Origin of the sequence: Oscillibacter sp. PEA192 (assembly GCF_003574015.1) — a bacterium.
Taxonomy (GTDB): Bacteria; Bacillota; Clostridia; order Oscillospirales; family Oscillospiraceae; genus Oscillibacter; species Oscillibacter welbionis.
The window spans coordinates 2,137,301-2,154,851 of record NZ_AP018532.1; the positions used below are offsets into that span (position 1 = coordinate 2,137,301).

18 protein-coding genes and 1 other annotated feature are annotated in these 17,551 nt (G+C 61.3%); of the genes, 6 read left to right on the plus strand and 12 right to left on the minus strand.

The genetic code is table 11. From position 1 onward, the window contains the following. Window positions 1–6 precede the first annotated feature (6 nt). From DN611_RS10575 to DN611_RS10585, 3 genes are all read right to left on the minus strand, one after another. A complete protein-coding gene (locus tag DN611_RS10575) occupies window positions 7–885 on the minus strand; it encodes a tRNA lysidine(34) synthetase (RefSeq protein ID WP_021750933.1) in 879 nt (292 codons plus the stop codon). Between the two features lie 34 nt (window positions 886–919). Beyond that, entirely contained in the window at window positions 920–2,482 is a 1,563-nt protein-coding gene (gene cls, locus DN611_RS10580; RefSeq protein WP_119311316.1) for a cardiolipin synthase, read from the minus strand. A 124-nt stretch (window positions 2,483–2,606) separates the two neighbouring features. Beyond that, window positions 2,607–4,055: a nicotinate phosphoribosyltransferase gene (locus tag DN611_RS10585; protein WP_021750935.1), complete on the minus strand. Its 1,449-nt coding sequence runs from the start codon at window positions 4,053–4,055 to the stop codon at window positions 2,607–2,609. Window positions 4,056–4,304: 249 nt separating this feature from the next. Here DN611_RS10585 and DN611_RS10590 point away from each other — a divergent pair, with 249 nt between their 5' ends. From DN611_RS10590 to DN611_RS10605, 4 genes are read left to right on the plus strand one after another with little or no spacing between them, the layout of a single operon-like run. Beyond that, window positions 4,305–4,886 carry a hypothetical protein gene (locus DN611_RS10590; RefSeq protein ID WP_119311317.1) on the plus strand — a complete coding sequence of 194 codons (582 nt, stop codon included), beginning with the start codon at window positions 4,305–4,307 and terminating at the stop codon, window positions 4,884–4,886. A 53-nt stretch (window positions 4,887–4,939) separates the two neighbouring features. Next, window positions 4,940–5,776, plus strand: coding sequence for a BadF/BadG/BcrA/BcrD ATPase family protein (locus DN611_RS10595; protein WP_119311318.1), 837 nt, complete (start codon window positions 4,940–4,942; stop codon window positions 5,774–5,776). Between the two features lie 7 nt (window positions 5,777–5,783). After that, complete coding sequence (locus DN611_RS10600) at window positions 5,784–6,800, plus strand: hypothetical protein (RefSeq protein WP_119311319.1); 1,017 nt, start codon at window positions 5,784–5,786, stop codon at window positions 6,798–6,800. Between the two features lie 19 nt (window positions 6,801–6,819). Next, entirely contained in the window at window positions 6,820–7,179 is a 360-nt protein-coding gene (locus DN611_RS10605; protein WP_119311320.1) for a hypothetical protein, read from the plus strand. Between the two features lie 63 nt (window positions 7,180–7,242). Here DN611_RS10605 and DN611_RS10610 read toward each other — a convergent pair whose 3' ends face one another. The 3 genes from DN611_RS10610 to DN611_RS10620 all read right to left on the minus strand — a co-directional run bounded on the left by DN611_RS10610 (window position 7,243) and on the right by DN611_RS10620 (window position 8,958). Further along, entirely contained in the window at window positions 7,243–7,677 is a 435-nt protein-coding gene (locus DN611_RS10610; protein WP_021750940.1) for a CD1247 N-terminal domain-containing protein, read from the minus strand. 86 nt (window positions 7,678–7,763) lie between these two features. Beyond that, window positions 7,764–8,333 carry an elongation factor P gene (gene efp / locus DN611_RS10615; RefSeq protein WP_021750941.1) on the minus strand — a complete coding sequence of 190 codons (570 nt, stop codon included), beginning with the start codon at window positions 8,331–8,333 and terminating at the stop codon, window positions 7,764–7,766. A gap of 112 nt (window positions 8,334–8,445) precedes the next feature. Next, entirely contained in the window at window positions 8,446–8,958 is a 513-nt protein-coding gene (locus DN611_RS10620) for a YqeG family HAD IIIA-type phosphatase (RefSeq protein ID WP_119311321.1), read from the minus strand. 73 nt (window positions 8,959–9,031) lie between these two features. Between DN611_RS10620 and DN611_RS10625 the strand changes: the two genes are divergently transcribed. Beyond that, on the plus strand, window positions 9,032–9,799 hold the full coding sequence (locus DN611_RS10625; RefSeq protein WP_021750943.1) for a hypothetical protein: 768 nt from the start codon (window positions 9,032–9,034) through the stop codon (window positions 9,797–9,799). Window positions 9,800–9,840: 41 nt separating this feature from the next. Here DN611_RS10625 and rpsU read toward each other — a convergent pair whose 3' ends face one another. The 3 genes from rpsU to leuS all read right to left on the minus strand — a co-directional run bounded on the left by rpsU (window position 9,841) and on the right by leuS (window position 13,378). Continuing rightward, window positions 9,841–10,023, minus strand: coding sequence for a 30S ribosomal protein S21 (gene rpsU, locus DN611_RS10630; protein ID WP_021750944.1), 183 nt, complete (start codon window positions 10,021–10,023; stop codon window positions 9,841–9,843). 143 nt (window positions 10,024–10,166) lie between these two features. Next, the gene (locus DN611_RS10635; RefSeq protein WP_119311322.1) at window positions 10,167–10,724 is read right to left on the minus strand and encodes a hypothetical protein; all 558 of its coding nucleotides are present in this window, start codon (window positions 10,722–10,724) and stop codon (window positions 10,167–10,169) included. Between the two features lie 224 nt (window positions 10,725–10,948). After that, window positions 10,949–13,378: a leucine--tRNA ligase gene (gene leuS, locus DN611_RS10640; RefSeq protein ID WP_025544859.1), complete on the minus strand. Its 2,430-nt coding sequence runs from the start codon at window positions 13,376–13,378 to the stop codon at window positions 10,949–10,951. 289 nt (window positions 13,379–13,667) lie between these two features. After that, window positions 13,668–13,902 (minus strand) — a binding site (T-box leader). A 181-nt stretch (window positions 13,903–14,083) separates the two neighbouring features. Between leuS and DN611_RS10645 the strand changes: the two genes are divergently transcribed. Continuing rightward, complete coding sequence (locus tag DN611_RS10645; protein ID WP_119311926.1) at window positions 14,084–14,671, plus strand: GNAT family N-acetyltransferase; 588 nt, start codon at window positions 14,084–14,086, stop codon at window positions 14,669–14,671. Window positions 14,672–14,862: 191 nt separating this feature from the next. Here DN611_RS10645 and DN611_RS10650 read toward each other — a convergent pair whose 3' ends face one another. The 3 genes from DN611_RS10650 to DN611_RS16705 form a co-directional block, all read right to left on the minus strand. Next, window positions 14,863–15,225, minus strand: a complete 363-nt coding sequence (locus DN611_RS10650; RefSeq protein WP_025544857.1) for a helix-turn-helix transcriptional regulator — start codon at window positions 15,223–15,225, stop codon at window positions 14,863–14,865. A gap of 277 nt (window positions 15,226–15,502) precedes the next feature. Then, window positions 15,503–15,865: a ribosome silencing factor gene (rsfS, locus tag DN611_RS10655; RefSeq protein ID WP_025544856.1), complete on the minus strand. Its 363-nt coding sequence runs from the start codon at window positions 15,863–15,865 to the stop codon at window positions 15,503–15,505. A gap of 45 nt (window positions 15,866–15,910) precedes the next feature. After that, window positions 15,911–17,548 (minus strand): LCP family protein, encoded by a 1,638-nt coding sequence (locus DN611_RS16705; RefSeq protein WP_160117428.1) that lies wholly within the window; start codon window positions 17,546–17,548, stop codon window positions 15,911–15,913. Window positions 17,549–17,551: the final 3 nt, after the last annotated feature.

The window sequence follows — 17,551 nt, forward strand, 5'->3', positions numbered from 1 at the left end:
TCTGTATCAAAGCGCCGCTTCATCCTCCGCAGAGGAGGCGCCCCGCAGGTTGTAGGCCTCCGGAAACGCGAACGCCCTGCCCCGGAATTTGAAGCCCGGGAACGTGTCCAGCTGGACGCCGTGAATGGCCCGGAACATGCTCTTCTCAATATTGGGATTGGTCTTTTTCAGCTCCCGCAGCAGGAGCTTCATCTCCTGCCGCTTGCTCTCGCCCACACCGTCGGCCGCACCGTCCCGCTCCTCTGTGAAGCGGCAGGCGCACTGGAGAAACCGCAACCCATTGTAGTTCTTCCAGGCAATGATGGCGTCCTCATGGACACAATACAGCGGACGGATCAATTCCATGCCTGGGAAATTTCTGCTGCGGAGCTTGGGGGGCATGGTCTGGAGCTGGGCACCGTAAAACAGGCCCAGCAGCGTGGTCTCCAGCACGTCGGAGAGATGGTGCCCCAGGGCGATCTTGTTGCAGCCCAGCTCCTGAGCCTTGCTGTACAGAAAGCCCCGGCGCATCCGGGCGCATAAGTAGCAGGGGTTCTTCTCCACCTGATAGGCAACGTCGAAAATATCGCTCCGGAACACGGTGATGGGGATGCCCAGGCGGGCAGCGTTCTCCTCGATCAGCGCCCGGTTGGCCGGGGCGTAGCCCGGATCCATCACCAGAAAAACCAGCTCAAAGGGCTGTTCTGTGTGGCGCTGGAGCTCCTGCATCAGCTTGGCCAGCACCATGGAGTCCTTTCCCCCGGAGATACAGACGGCGATCCGGTCTCCGGGAGCGATCAGCTCATACCGCTTGACGGCGGCAATGAAGGGGTTCCAGAGCTCCTTGCGGTATTTTTTGATGAGGCTGCGCTCCGCAGCCTCCTGTGGTGTCAATTCGCGGGACATGGGGACCTCCTAAAGCAAAATGAGAGCGGCCGCGTCAGAACCAGATAGCCACCAGCCGCAGCAGAGAGGCGCACATTTTGCGCAGCCAAGACCGCTGATTCCACTCCGCCAGCGTATAGGGCGCGCTCTGGGCCACCATCCGGTCCATATCCTCCAGCAGGTCTTCCACCGCGGGCATGTGATAGAGGAGCACGGCGCATTCGTAGTGCAGCTGGAACGTCCGGTAGTCCATGTTGGTGCTGCCCACCAGGGCCACCTCCCGGTCTACCATGACGCTCTTGGCGTGGACGAAGCCGGGGGTATAGCGGTAAATCTTGACGCCGTGGGCCAGCAGCTCACCCCAGTAGGTCTCCGCCACCATGTAGACATATTTCTTGTCCGGGATGGCGGGTACCACCAGCCGCACGTCCACCCCTGCGTCGGCTGCGATGCACAGGGCCTTCTGCATGGACTCCTCCACCGCGTAATAGGGCGTGGTGATATACAGCATCTTCTGGGCGGAGGCGATCAGCTGGAGGTAGGTGTCCTCGATGGGATTGTCCGGATTGTTCAGCGGACCGTCCGTGAAGGGCTGGCACCAGCCGGTGCCCTCGATCTCCACCCGGGGACGGTAGTAGTCGTCCTCATTGGGCAGGGAGCGGCCGATCATCTTCCACATCTGAATGAACTGGGAGGCAAAGCCCCAGGCCCCGGCACCGTCGATCCGGACACCGGTATCCTTCCAGTGGCCGAACCGGACAAAGAGGTTGGCGTATTCATCGGCAATATTGATGCCTCCGGTGTAGGCGTGCACCCCGTCAATGACGGCGATCTTCCGGTGGTCCCGGTAGTTGAAGTAAATCCGATTCACGTAGCGGTGGACTGGATTGAACACCTCCACCTCCACGCCGGCGTCCTGCAGGGCCTGGAGGGAGGCGTCGGAAAAGCGGGTGAGGTTGCCGAAGTCGTCGAAGATGATCCGCACCTCCACACCGGCGGCGGCCCGCTCCCGCAGCACATGGAAGATCCGGTCCCAGATCTGGCCCTCCGCCAGGATGTAATACTCCAGGAAGATGTAGATCTCCGCTCTCTGGAGGTGGAGCACCAGGTCATCGAAGAAATCGGCTCCCTCCGCGAAATACCGGGCCTGTGAGCCGCCGTACAGCAGGAAGTCCCGCGACTGCAAATAGGAGGCCAGCCGTCCCCAGGCCGGGGAGCGGCGGCTCAGGTGGGCCACATTGGCGGCGCTGGCCTGGCGGGCGCTCTCCCGCTCCACCGGAGGGGCGACCTTCCGCAGACTCAGGCTTTTGGCCTGATGGCTCCCGCCCCACAGAAGGAAAAGAATCATACCGGCCACCGGCAGGGCCAGCAGCAGGCACATCCACACCAGCTTATAGGAGGGGCTGCCGGGGCGCAGATACACCCAGATCGCCACCACGGCGCCAGCCAGCTCCAGAATGAAATAGACGTAGCTGATCTTTTCCGCCAGCAACTGGGTCAGCGCCAGCGTCAGCACGATCTGGGCAATCACCGTCAGTGCGCAGATGGACAGGCTGGTGGCGGCGGAGATCCGCCGTTCCGTCCGCTCTTCCGGCTGGGGCAGACTTCTTTTTCGCATGGTGCGGTCCACCTCCTTCTCTCTCAGCTTCGACCGCTTATCTTATTATTATACCGAAATACCCAGCACTCCGCAACCAATATTCTGTGAACAAACAGCCCCGCCGGAGGGCGGGGCTGTTGGGTCATCTGCTCCGGCAGAGCAGATCCTGCTTGATGTCGAACAGCTTCTGACTCAGATCCACATAGTAGGTGTGAGGGTTCTCGAACCGCTTCACCGTGTCCCACAGGGTATCCACCTGGGCACGGCAGTAGGCCTGGATCTCCGGCAGGGCGGGCAGCTGATAGACCAGCTCTCCTCCCTGAAAGACCGGGACCTGAAGGGGCTTTGCGGTAAAGTTCGTATAGGTCTTGCGCTTCCAGGTGGCCCTGGGATCGAAGAGCTCCAGTGGGGCGCTCTCGTCCACCGTCTCGTCCCAGACGGTGATGTAGTCCGCCTCCGCCTTGCCGGTGGCGTTGTCAAAGATCCGATAGGTCTTCTTGAAGTGGGGAATGGTGATCTTGTCCAGGTTTTCGCTGACCTTGATCTTGGGGATGATCTTCCCGTCTCCATCTTCCACAGCCGCCAGCTTGTACACACCGCCGAACACCGGCTCGCTGCGGGCAGTGATCATCCGCTCACCCACACCGAACACATCGATCTTGGCGCCCTGCAGCAGCAGGTCCTGAATAATATACTCGTCCAGGGAGTTGGAGGCGGAGATCTGGCACTCGGTCCAGCCGGCGGCGTCCAGCTTGCGGCGGGCCTCCTGGGTCAGATAGGCCATGTCGCCGGAGTCCAGACGGATGCCGCACTTGCGGATGCCCAGGGGCTTCAGCACCTCATCAAAGGCCCGGATGGCATCCGGCACACCGGACTTGAGCACATTGTAGGTATCCACCAACAGCGTGGCATTGTGGGGATAGATCTGGCAGTAGGTCTTGAATGCCTCATACTGGCTGTCGAACATCTGGACCCAGGAATGGGCCATGGTGCCGCCGGCAGGTACGCCGTACAGCTGGTCGGAGATCGTGCAGGCGGTGCCTGCGCAGCCGCCGATATAAGCCGCCCGGGCTCCGGAGATGGCGCCGTCCGTGCCCTGGGCCCGGCGGGAGCCGAACTCCAGCACCGTTCGCCCCTGGGCCGCCCGGACGATCCGGTTGGCCTTGGTGGCGATCAGGCTCTGGTGGTTGATGGTCAGCAGGGTGAAGGTCTCGATCAGCTGGGCCTGGATGGCCGGCGCCCGGACCGTCACCACCGGCTCCCGGGGGAAGATAGGCGTCCCCTCCGGCACCGCCCAGATGTCGCCTGTGAAACGGAAGTCCCGCAGGTAGCTCAAGAAATCCTCGGAGAACAGGTGCTTGTCCCGCAGGAAGGCGATGTCCTCCTCGTCGAAGTGCAGGTTCTGAATATACTGGACCAACTGTTCCAGACCCGCGCAGACCGCGAACCCGCCGTTGTCCGGCACGTTGCGGAAAAACACATCGAAATAGGTGATCCGATCCTGGAGCCCTGCCCGGAAATAGCCGTTGCCCATAGTCAGCTCATAAAAATCGCAGAGCATCGTCAGATTGAGTTTCTCTTCCGTTTTCATAACCGTTTCCCCTGTGCCGCCGGCACAGATCCTTCCATGAAGTTTCAGGCCCCCACACCGCTGGAGGCGGTCTGTCCGGGGTTGTTATTCCCTTGAATTATAAGCGGTTCCCCCAGGAAAAGCAATGCTTTTTCCGAATTTGTTGTCAATCTTTTATCAATCGTCTTGACAACAACTCCGCCCTCCCCTATGATGGGGAAAGATTGAACCGCACATTTTCCGGTACACAGCGGACTGGAGGGTTTTCTCGTGAAAAAGTTTGCTCTCTTCTTCTCCGCGGCGGCCGTTCTGTGCATCCTGACCGGCCTCACTGCATACCACCGCTCATTTCCTCTGGACGCGGACCTCAATGGGCTGGAACCGGCTGCGCTCCAATGGTTCAACCGGGGCAGGTCCGTTCCCTGCGAGGCGGACCAGTTGGAGCTGTACCAGCCTGTGACCGTGGGGCGTCTCACCTATTATCCTCTGGTTCTGGATGGACGGTTGGGATACCTGTGTCTCTCGAGAGGATTCACCGGGCGGTATAAATTCGACCACTCCGGTCGCGGGACCGGCTCCTTCCGCAACGGAGTGGTGGAGTCCGACGGGGAGCAGATGCTGCTCTTCGAGGGGCGGAACGGCGACGGCCGCATCGCCCGGGCGGTCTTTTCACTGGAGGGCGGTGGGCCTTATGCGCTGGACATTCCGGCCTCTCCCGTCTTTCTGGTGAGCACCTCAGTGGATGATACCGTCTCCACAGGTCCTATCAGCATAGAGGAGATTGTCTTTTATGACAGCCAGGGGCGGGATATCACCAAGTCGTTTGACCTCAGCGGAGGCGCCATCCAGTAAGCGCCCCCACCGAAAACCAAGCGGCCGTCTGCCGCTGAAAGGAAGTCATCACAATGGATGTGATCTTAGGCATTGACATCGGCGGCTCCACCACCAAAATCGTGGGTCTGCGGACGGACGGCAGTGTGATCTCCATGCTGCGGGTCCGGGCGGAGGATCAGGTGACCAGCCTGTATGGCGCCCTTGGCAACTATCTCACCAGCAACCGGCTCTCCCTGCGGGATGTGCGGCGGGTAGTGCTCACCGGCGTGGGCGCCTCTTATGTGGAGGGCGACATCTACGGTCTGCCCACCTGTAAAGTGGGCGAGTTCTCCGCCAGCGGCACCGGAGCCCTGGCCCTGTCGGGCCAGTCCTCCGCCGTGGTGGTCAGCATGGGCACCGGCACCGCTTTCCTCTGGGCGTCCCCCGACGGCATCCGCCACCTGTGCGGCAGCGGCATCGGCGGCGGCACTCTGGGCGGGCTCTGCCACAAGCTGGTGGGAATGGAGCGCTTCGGCCAGATCAAAAAGCTGGCGGAGAGCGGCAATCTGGACCATGTAGACCTGACCATGAAGGACATCACGGTCCACTCCGCTCCCACTCTGGACCCGGATATGACTGCCGCCAACTTCGGCGATCTGGCGGAGGACGCCACTCCTGCGGACCTGGCGGCCGGCGTGGTCAATCTGGTGCTCCAGGCCATCGGCACCATGACGGTGCTGGCCTGCCAGTGCTGTGACTCCAAGACTGTGGTGCTGACCGGGTCCATGACCACCCTGCCCCAGGCGGTCACGAATTTCCAGCTGTTTGAAAAGCTGTACGGCATCCACTATATCATTCCCGAAAACGCCACGTTTGCCACCGCCATCGGCGCGGGACTGTACAGCCTGCAGAAAAAGCCGGAGGCCTGATTGTGCCATGACGGAAAATTGGTCCCTGTATCATCCGGAGATCCCGGAATTTCTCCGCCGTCTGGCAGAGACGCCGCCCATGGCCCGGCTGCGGCAGGTGGGCATGAACTGCGGGTGCGAGTACACGTCCTTCCCCCACTTTGCCGGGTGGGCCCCCTACTCCCGGTTTGACCACAGCGTGGGCGTGGGGCTGATCGTGTGGCACTTCACCGGCGATCTCCGCCAAAGCGCGGCGGGACTGCTCCACGATGCGGCCACACCCGCCTTTGCCCATGTGGTGGATTTTCTCCACGGGGACCACCTGCATCAGGAGTCCACCGAGGCACGGACGGCGGAACTCATCGAGACCTCGCCGGAGCTTCAGGCGCTGCTGAAAGAATACGGCCTCACCACGGAAGACGTGGCGGATTACCACCGCTATCCCATCGCGGACAATGACTCCCCTCAGCTCTCCGCCGACCGTCTGGAGTACACGCTGGGGGACCTGCGGTGCTACGGCTTCGCCGGGGCGGACGCCCTCCGTGTATTCTACGAAGATCTCACCGTCTGGCGGGACGAGTCCGGCCGGCCGGAGCTGGCCTTCCGCACGCGGGAGACCGCCTGCGCCTTCACAGAGGCATCGCTCCAGACCGCCCAGGTCTATGTGGCGGACGAGGACCGCTTCGCCATGCAGGCCCTGGCGGACCTGCTGCGCGATGCCGTGAACCGGCAGGTCTTGACAGAGGATGACCTGTATCGGACGGAGTCTTTTGTCATCCAAAAGCTGGAGGCAGATCCGGCCAGCGCCCGCCGGTGGCGCCGGTTCCGGCGCTTCTGCCGGGTGGAGCGGAGCGCGGAAAGGCCGGAGAACGGACTCTGGTTCCGGATTCCCGCCAAGCTGCGGTACATTGATCCGCTGGTGGCAGGCCTTGGCCGCGTCTCTCGCTTGGACGCCGGGGTGCGGCAGGCCCAGGAGGCCTTCCTGGCCACGGACTTTGCCTGCTGGATCGGTGTTCCGGAGGAAACCGCCGGAGAGAATGATTGAAAGATTGGGAGAAAGAGACATGGATTACAGAGAAAAAGCCGTCCGGTGTGTGCGGGAGACCGTCCTGCCTGTCCAGGCGGCGCAGTTCCGGGCGTGCGGCTGCGACCTGGACGCCCAGTACCGAAAATACGGGGACACGGAGAGCTTTTTTGCCAAGGTTCTCCAGCCCGGGCGCCTCTATGAGGTGGGTTATCCCAAATGCGTCTGCCCTGAGGTGCTGGGGGGAGAGACGGCCGACGCCGCCCACTGCGAATGTTCCCGGCAGAGTGTGCTGTATATTCTGGAACAGCTGCTGCCCGAAAGACACATCACGGTCCGGACCGTGGAGACGGTGCTGGGCGGCGGGACCTGCTGCCGGTTCGCCGTTACAGTGGAGTAGCAGCGGAAAATGCAAACAGGAGCCCGGTGCTGTGCACCGGGCTCCTGCGCTCACATATAGGGATTATTCCTCGTCCTGGGGCTTGTCCTCGTCCTCCAGGCCGTTCAGATCGAACTCCAGCTTCTCGCCGCAGTTGGGGCAGATGACCTCGCCGTCCTCCAAGACGGACTCGTCGAAGTAGATGGTCTCCTCGCAGGTGGGGCAGGTGGTGGCGTAGCAGTCCTCGTCCTCCTCCGGCTCCTCATACTCGTATACATCCTCTTCGTCCTCGTCATCCTCGCCGAAGACGGCGTCCTCCACATCCTCCAGGTCATCGCTGACAGCGTCCAGGCCGTCGTACAGCTCCTCCTGGTCCGCCTTCATATCCGCGATCTCCAGGGCGATGTCGTCCAGCACGTCGATGATGGCGGCAAGCAGCTTGCCCTCCTTCTTCTCGGTGTCCAGTTCCATGCCTTCAGCCAGGCCCTTCAGATACGCGACCTTCTCCGTAATCTCCATAACAGCAGCTCCTTTCCTTTACAAACAGCGTTGCAGTCATTCTCAGGAACAAAAGGGGGGAATACGCTTCCCCCCCTTTGCCTCACTTACTCCTTGCTGCGGCCGATATACTCGCCGGTGCGGGTGTCGATCTGGATCTTGTCGCCCGTGTTGATGAACAGAGGCACCTTCACCTCAGCACCGGTCTCCAGCGTCGCGGGCTTGGTCACGTTGGTGGCGGTGTCGCCCCGCAGGCCGGGCTCGGTCTCCGTGACCTCCAGGTCCATGAAGTTGGGCACTTCCACGGTGAACACGCTGCCCTTGTAGCTCACCAGCTTGCAGACGGTGTTCTCCTTCACGAAGCGGAAGGCGTCGCCCAGCACGTCCCGGTTCAGCGGGACCATGTCGTAGGTCTCGGGATCCATAAAGTAGTACAGGTCGCCGTCGTTGTAGCTATACTCGGCATCCTTGCGCTCCACAGTGGCCTGCTCGAACTTGGCGGTGGGGTTGAAGGACTCCTCGCGGATGGCGCCGGTCATCACGTTCTTGTACTTGGTGCGCACGAAAGCCGCGCCCTTGCCGGGCTTCACGTGCTGGAACTCCACCACGGTGCAAACGCTCCCGTCCTTCTCAAAAGTGACACCATTGCGGAAATCGCCGGCAGTAATCGTTGGCATAAATGATCCTCCTCTGAAATCTCAAGAAAAGCTGACCAGCCGGCCGCCTCTCTATCTCTACAAAAATTCCTCTGCTATTTTATCCTATGTTGTCCGGTAATGCAAGTATTTTTCAGGACTTTTTTTCCATTTTGCGGCGGCAGATAGCCTTAAACGGGGCCTGGAGAGCGTGGAGCACCTTCTGCCATGCCGTCACGGCGCCGCCCACCGGCTCCACCATCAGAGGCAGGACTCCGGCCCGGTTGGCGGCCAGCATATCCGTCAGCAGCTTGTCCCCCAGCATGGCGGTGCAGACCCGGTCCGCCCCAGCCCGTGCCATGGCGGCCTCCAGGCCCCTGGGACTGGGCTTTCCTGCACGGCCCTGATAAGGCACCCCCAGGTCCGCGCAGAACTCCGTCACCCGGCTGCCGGAGCGGTTGTTGGAGACGATCATGAAACCGATCCCCGCATTGCGGAGGGCGGCGATCCAGTCCCGCAGGGACTGATCCGGCCGACGGGTCTTCTTGGCGGCCAGGGTGAAGTCCAGGTCGCTGAGCAGCAGGGTGATCCCCTGCTGCCGCAGCCAGTCCGGCGTGATCTCGCTGTAATGCTGGAACACCCAGCGGGGCGTCAGGGAAAACGGCATAAGCGGCTCCTTCTCTGCATAGTCTCCTTTTAGTATACCAGTCCCAACGGGATTCCACAAGGGGGAGTTCATTTTGCAGATCTATCTGGCCGTGACGCCGGCCGAGGCCCAGGAGGCCTCCCGCTTCCGCTGTTCCCTGGCCCATGTGGCCTACTGTATCGGGCCGGACTCCACGCTCCTGCGGCAGAACCTGCTGCTCCAGACCCGGGGCGGGCTATTGTCCGTCACAGACCGGGGCGCGCCCTTTATCGCCAGCCCGGAGCGGCTGTCGGCCGCCGCGCTGCGGGAGTGCGGGCGGCGGAGCTACGGCGGCGTACTGCTGGATTTCGAGCAGCCTCCTGCGCCGGACCGGCTGGCCTTTGCGGAGACGCTGGCCCGGCGCCTGTCGCCCCGCCCCGTTTATGTGCCGGAGTCCTACGCCGCGGCGTCAGGCGCCATTCCCCTGATCTGCACCGCCATCTCCGGCGGGAACTTTGTCCAGCGCCTGCAGGAGGCCGCTGCCGGACGGGACAGGGCAGGCGGTCTGGCCCTGGATGTCCAGCGGCTGCGGATGGACTTCACCCTCCCGGCTCAAAGCGGCGAAGGCCGCCCTCTCAGCGGCCGGGAACTCCAGGACCTGCTGGACCGGGAGTCCCCCTCCGTTTTCTTCTCCCAGGACCTGTGCGCCCGGTATTTCACCTATGCCCGGGACGGCGAGACGCATTTCGTCCTCTTCGACGACGCGGACACCCTTTCCCAGAAGCTGCGGACCGGCGGGAACATGGGCTTCGCCGCCGCCTTCCTGATGTATCCGGAGGTGCAGGATCTGCTGCCCAAGCTGTTTCCCGGGCGGAGGACATAAAAAGTGCTGTACCTTTCGGCACAGCACTTTTCCTTGACAGATCAATAATAGCGCTTCTTGTTCTTGCGAGCGGCCTCAGACTTCTTGCGGCGCTTGACGCTGGGGCTCTCATAATGCTCTCTCTTCCGCACTTCCGCGATGACGCCGGCCTTGGCGCAGCTGCGCTTGAAACGCTTCAGCGCGCTGTCGATGGACTCGCCGTCCTTCACATGGATCTCAGACATCTATATTTCCCTCCCTCCGAGGTATCCGGCTTAATCCAGGATACTTTAAGGGCCATAATCTATGGCTTTAACATAAGTATTATACAAACCTTCCGGGCCGTTGTCAAGAGATTTTCCGGAAAATCAGCATTTCTCCCGGGAGATCAGTCCGCCGCTCTCCGGTACACGATGGGCACATCGTACCCGAACGTCCGCTTTCCGTTCACCTCCATGGTCTCCGCCACCTCCAGGGACTCCTGAGAGAATCGCTCATACAGGGTGAACTTCAGCACCGGGGAGAACATGCTGACGCTGCCCCCCTCCCACACGCCGTCGTGCAGCGTATAGAGGGCAGGCGTGAATTTCTCGGAGATCTCCAGATCCTCCCATTTCAGGGGCGGCAGCGTCTCATAGGTGGCCGCGCCGCCGTCCGCCGCCTTGGGCAGCTGATAGGATGTCAGCTTCACCGCCTCCCCCTCCTCCGTAAAGAGGAACAGATGGGGTGAGGCGTGGGTCTTTCCCTCCGTGGTGTAGTAGCTCTCCTCCAGCACAAATGCTCCCGCAAAATCCGCGGGGAGGCCGTCAATCTTGTCGTTGCACACGGTGTTGACATGCTCTGCCAGCGGCAGGGCGGGGCTGCCGCTCCGCCGCAGCTCCTCCAGCTGCCGGGTATTGTCAAACCTGCCGCACAGCAGGCGCAGGAATTCATCCAGACGGCTCATAGGTTCTCCTTTCTCAGGCAGGGCCTGAAGCGCAGGCCGGACGGGATTTCCCGTCCGGCCTTTTGGTGTGATTGGGATGAACTGGGATGCTCCCACCAGATGCATCGGCCGGTTCCCGGTCCAGCGGGGCTCCCGCATCGGAATGCAGCCGGACAGGCACAGGCCGTCCGCCCCAAGGTTGTTGCCTCCGGCAAAAACGCTTGTACGCACCGCTGGGCGCAGTCTTATTTCGCGGGCTTGACGATCAGGTTCACCAGCCGGTTCTTCACCAGGATGGTCTTGATGATCTGCATCCCTTCGGTGGCCTTCCGGACCTTCTCCACCGCCAGGGCGGCATCCACCACGGCCTTCTCCTCACTGTCGGTTGGCATGGAGATGGTGCCCTTCAGCTTGCCGTTTACCTGGACGGCCAGCTCCACTGTGGAGGCCACGGTCTTGCTCTCATCCGCCACGGGCCACTCCGCCTGGCAGCACATCTTGCCCGTCTGGGCGGCGAAGCCCAGGTTCTCCCACAGCTCCTCGGTGATGTGGGGGGCGAAGGGGTTCAGCAGCAGGAGCAGATACTTCAGGTCGCCCCGGGTGCAGCCGTTGGCGTTCAGCTCGTTCACCATGGTCATCATGGCGGCGATGGCGGTGTTCATCTTCAGACTGTCCACATCCTCTGTGACCTTCTTGATGGTCTTGTGGATGACGGCCTCGTTGGCGGGGGTCACATCATAGCTGTCGGAGGCGCTCTCCGCCAGATTCCACACCCGGTCCAGGAACCGCTTGGAGCCCTTCACCGCGTCGTTGGACCAGGTTGCGGCCTTCTCAAAGTCGCCGATGAACATGATATAGAGGCGCATGGTGTCGGCGCCGTACTGGTCCACGATGTCGTTGGGGTTCACCACGTTGCCCCGGGACTTGGACATCTTCTCGCCGCCCTCGCCCAGGATCATGCCGTGGCTTGTGCGCTTGGCATAGGGCTCCTTGGTGGGCACGGCGCCGATGTCATACAGGAACTTGTGCCAGAACCGGGAGTACAGCAGATGCAGGGTGGTGTGCTCCATGCCGCCGTTGTACCAGTCCACGGGAGACCAGTAGTCCAAGGCCTCCTTGGAGGCGAATGCCTTGTCGTTGTGGGGATCCATATACCGCAGGAAGTACCAGCTGGAGCCAGCCCACTGGGGCATGGTGTCGGTCTCCCGCTGGGCGGGGCCGCCGCACTTGGGGCAGGTGGTGTTCACCCAGTCAGTCATCTTGCTGAGGGGGCTCTCGCCGGTGTCGGTGACCTCATAGGAGTCCACCTCCGGCAGCAGCAGGGGCAGCTGCTCCTCCGGCAGGGGGACCCAGCCGCACTTGGGGCAGTTCACCAGGGGGATGGGCTCGCCCCAATAACGCTGGCGGCTGAACACCCAGTCCCGGAGCTTGAAGTTGGTCTTGGGACGGCCGATGCCCTGCTCCGTCACCCACTTCTTCATGGTGGGAATTGCCTCTTTCACGGTGAGGCCGTCCAGGAAGCCGGAGTTCACCATGATGCCGGTGTCGTCCTTCAGGGTGAAGGCCTCCTTGGTGATGTCTCCGCCCTGGACCACCTCCACGATGGGCAGGCCGAACTTGGTGGCGAACTCCCAGTCACGCTGGTCGTGGCCCGGCACGCCCATGACGATGCCGGTGCCGTAGCCCATCAGCACGTAGTCGGAGACGAACAGGGGCACGTGCTTGCCGCTGGCGGGGTTGACGGCCTCGATGCCCTCCAGCCGGACGCCGGTCTTCTCCTTGTTCAGCTCGCCCCGCTCAAAGTCGGACTTGCGGGCGGCCTCCTCGATATAGGCGGCCACAGCATCCCAGTTCTGGATCTGGTCCTTCCACTGCTGGAGATAGGGATGCTCCGGGGAGATGACCATATAGGTCACGCCGAACAGCGTGTCGCACCGGGTAGTGTAGACCGTCAGCTTGTCGCCGTTGGTGGCGGTGAAGTCCACCTCCGTGCCCTCGGACCGGCCGATCCAATTCTTCTGCTGGATCTTCACCCGCTCGATGAAGTCCAGGTCGTCCAGGTCGTCGATGAGCCGGTCGGCGTACTTGGTGATGGCCAGCATCCACTGGCTCTTCTCCTTGCGGATGACCTGGCCGCCGCAGCGTTCGCACACACCGTCCACGACCTCCTCATTGGCCAGGACGATCTTGCAGCTGGTGCACCAGTTGACGGGCATGGAGGCCTTGTAGGCCAGCCCCTTCTTGAACATCTGCAGGAAGATCCACTGGGTCCACTTGTAGTAGCTGGGGTCGGTGGTGTTCACCTCCCGGTCCCAGTCGAAGGAGTAGCCCAGCATGTGGAGCTGCTTGCGGAAGTTCTCGATGTTGTCGTGGGTCACCTTGGCGGGGTGGATGTGGTGCTGAACGGCGTAGTTCTCTGTGGGCAGGCCGAAGGCGTCATAGCCGATGGGGAACAGGACGTTGTAGCCCTGCATCCGCTTCTTCCGGCAGATGATGTCCATGGCGGTGAAGGGCCGTGCGTGGCCCACGTGGAGCCCCTGGCCGGAGGGATAGGGGAACTCGATCAGGCCGAAGAACTTCTCCCGAGTCTTGTCCCCCGTGACGGCGGTGAAGGGCTTCTCCTCCAGCCACTTCTGCTGCCACTTTTTCTCAATGCTGGCAAAATCGTATTTCATATCCTTCTCCTCATTCCTGTGAATGGATTTCTCTGTTCGATTTATTTTTGCCGCGGCGCGCCCCCGGGCGGCCTCTCTTGCTTCTACGGGGCAATTCACCTTCTGTACGTGGCAAAAATACTTTGACCCAACCGCCTTGGGTTGTGTCGCCAGTGACTGATGCCGCTGGTGAAGGCACTCTGCTGCGCAGCCGTTGGCGGCTCTGCCGCCTGACGGATGCGGTGTGCCCCCTGCGGGCAAGGAGATGTCAATCCCCTCTTTAAGCTGTAAAAGCGCCCCCGACCTTACGGTCAGGGGCGTAAAAGCTACGCGGTACCACCCTGGTTTCGCCAGCCGTTGCCGGATGGCGCTCAACGGCCCGGAGGGCCTCGGCCAGTAACGGGGCCTGCCGTCCCACCCTACTATGTCCGTTCAGGCGGGAGACTCCGGGAACAGTCATCCGCGAAGGTCCCCCACCGGCTCGCAGCAACCGCCGGCTCTCTGAAGGCGGGACATTTCGCCTTTCTTCCCATCAATGTCGTTAACGGGTCTATTTTATGTGGCTTTGCGCGTTTTGTCAAGAGGTAAGCGGGAAAAGCGCTTTACAATCCAGTCGACATCTTGTTTTTGCCCGTCCTGCTCTGTATAATGGGGAAAATCCAACGTATGGCAGCAGAAAAAACTCTGGCAATTTTGGGGGGAGGCGAAACCGTGAAGGGCACCCTGATAAACACGCCCACATTGGAAACCGGGCGTTTGATCTTGAGGAAATTCACAGAGCGCGATCTGGAATGGCTGTTTCTGATTCTCCATGACAAGGAAGTCAATCAATTCCTGCCCTGGTATCCGATAGACAGCATAGAAGAAGCCAAGAAATTCTATGAAGAAAGATACGCTTCAAAATATGTCCAGCCGCAGGCATACGCTTACGCGATCTGCTTGAAAACGGACGATCATCCCATCGGCTACATAAAAGTGGATATGGAGGAACATCACGATTTCGGATATGGGCTTCGCAGGGAATTCTGGCATCAGGGACTTGTCACAGAAGCGGGCAAAGCGGTGATCGCCCAAGTGAAAAAGGACGGCCTGCCTTATATCACAGCAACGCATGACCGAAACAACCCAAGAAGCGGCGGCGTTATGCGGAACGTTGGAATGAAGTACCAATATTCTTACGAAGAACAGTGGCAGCCCAAGAATTTTCTGGTTACATTTCGGATGTACCAACTGAATCTTGATGGGAATACAGATCGGGTTTACAAAAAATATTGGGACCAATCTGCTGCCCATTTTATAGAACCGAACGTGTGAACAGATGGATATTGGAGAAAAGTTGGGCGCCGAGGCAGCCGGACTTGTTAAAACCGAAGTGCTTGGTGCATGGACCTGCCTCACAGGAAGCAGGCCCATTTTCATACAGGCGCGCCCAATGCGCCCTCACACTTCGCAGGGAAGGCTTTTCGCCCCCTGACTTATATCGCTGCCCCTTGATTCCGATTGTTTCATACTCCCCCGCCGGTCGCCTGATGCAGCAGCTCCTCCGCTGGCACACCGAAGAGCTTCGCCAGGGCCAGCAGGTTGGAGGTGCTGGGGTCCGCCGTGCCGGTCTCCCATTTGCTGACCGCCTGCCGGCTGACCCCCAGGGCCTCCGCCACGAACTCCTGGGTCATCTGGCAGCGCATCCGGTGGGCCTTGAGGACCTCTCCCAAGGTGCGGCGGGTCTCCGCTTTTTCCCTGCGGGCCTCCCCGCCCCGCAGGTACTTCCGCAGGGCCCGGATCAGCAGGATCAGCAGATAAATGAGCCCTGCCCAGATGGCCAGAAACAGGAGCAGCAGCGGGAGCATGATAATGGAACTGAATGCCATTGCAGTTGCCTCCTTTTGTTTTGGTGGTCTCAGCATACCCGGGGCGGGCGGTTGCGTCCACCAGCTATCGCGCAACTCTGGGTTGATAAGCAGAAAAAAGCTCCGGCGGTCAGCGCCGTCGGAGCTGATGTTTCCCCTTTTCACCGGACACGGCGCCCCACAAAATCTTCGTTTTGCGTGGCACCACATTGGACTCAAATGGGCAGGCAGAGCCTGCCCATTTCATATTTTTGCCTGCGGCAAAACGCTTGGACACGCCACTTGGCGCGAAGGGCGATCAATTCTCCGTCAGCACACCGGAGAGATCCACCGGCTTGCCGTCGTGCCAAAGCCGCTCCAGCGAATAGAACTCCCGGGCCTCGGCGGAGAACACGTGGACCACCACACAGCCGTAGTCCAGCAGGACCCAGGTGCCGTCCCGGTAGCCCTCCCGGCGGAGAGGATCCTCCCCCGCCTGCTCCTTCATGGCCTTCTCCACTGCGCCGCACAGGGCGTTGATCTGGGTGTTGGAATTGCCGGTGGCAATGACGAAATAGTCCGCCAGGGTGGTCTGCTCCGTGATCTCGATGGCGGCGATGTCGCCGCCCTTTTTCTCGTCCAGGGCTTTGGCCGCAGTCAGGGCCATCTCTTTGGGTGTCATGGACTCATCCTTTCTGATCGTTTGAATCTGCGGCACACCTGCCGCTCAGGTTACAATAATAAACCCGTCATCCGGGGCCGCGGTTCCGCCGTCGGACGTACCGGGGTCTACAGGAGGCGCCGTCTCACCATCAGACGGCTGGGAATCCGGCGACTCCGGGGCGGTTCCGCCGCTCTCACCTGCCGCCGGGTCTCCGCTGCCGCCCGGGAGCTGGCCGATCACCTGTCCTGTACCGGGGTCCAGGATCTGCCCGGTGCCGGGATCGATGATGCCGCCGGTCTCCGGGTCGATCAGGTCTCCCGTGTCCGGATCGATGCTCCCCGTACCGGGCTCCGTGGCTCCGCCGGGATCCGTGGTCTCTCCGTCGCCGGGCGTCCCGGCCGCCCCGCCGGTCTCCGGCGCTCCGGCATCAGGGCCGGTCCCTGTGCCGGTCTCCCCCTCCGGGGGCGTCTCCTCCTCCGGCTCCTGGGGCGTCCACTGGGCCTGCCAGTAGGACCGGGGATGGGTGGCGTTGCTGTCTTCCACATGACCGGTGGAGGAGCTGACGGAGCCGTCGCTGTTCACGGTCATCATATCCAGATCGCTGCGGGTAAATACCTCGGCGTAGGGGCTCAATTTGGTGTTCACCAGCTCCAGCAGTTCATTGGGATAGGGGGTCACATAAGAGGCCTCCGAGTATTCGCCGTTCGCCTTGCTGATAGACGCGCTGTAAGCATAAGCACTGCTGTTACCCGGCATGGTGACGAATTCCACGTTCTCCGCCTTCAGGCCACCTAAAAATGCGGCCTGCGCAAACCAGAGGATGTTTTGAAACGTCAGGTTTGTCTCCACATTGTCCTGAAATACCTGAATGAACTGCCGGACTTTCGGCACATTTTCCACTTTCAGCAGTTGCTCGACCATCGCCTTCAAAAACGCCTGCTGGGTCTTGATGCGGCCCACGTCTCCCTCCGGGTATCCCAGCGTCACGCCGTTCTTGCGGTTGTCATGGCGGTAACGGAGGACTTCCATGGCGTCCTCGCCCGTGAGCAGGCGATAGCCTTTCTCCTGATGGATATGGAGGTTTTGAAGAGGATCATCATAGTTCATATTCCGGGGCACATCGAACCAGACGCCGCCCATGGCGTCCACGATTTCACCCACGGCCTCCCACTCCACAATCACCTGATAGTCCGGCTCAAAGCCCACCAGTTGGGCGATCTCCTTGTAGAGATACTGGATGCCCCGGTCTCCGCCGCCGTACCAGTTGTAAACAGAGTTGATCTTCTTGATATCCCAGGAGACATTCACCATAGTGTCCCGGGGAATGGACATCACCGTGGCCTTCTGGTTGGTCACGTCGTAGCTGGCCAGCAGCATCGTGTCTGTGTTGCCGCCGCCCCCCGTGTCCCGGCCCAGGATCAGGACCGTGTAGTAGTCCTGACTCTTCCGCTCTCCGTCGCTGCGGGGGCGGGTCCCCTCGCCCCAGTCGATCTCCCCCACCGGATCGGTGGGTTCTTCCGTCTCCTGGGGCTCTGTCTTGCCGGTGTTGAGGTCCGGCCGGACGAACAGGCTCTGCCAGGCCAGGACCCCCGCCAGGGCCACAGCCAGAACTGCGGCTGCGGCGATCAGCCCCTTCTGCCCCCTGGTCAGTCCGGACCGTCTCTTTGGGGGACGTCCTTTTCCATCCATCTGGTCCGCCATGGT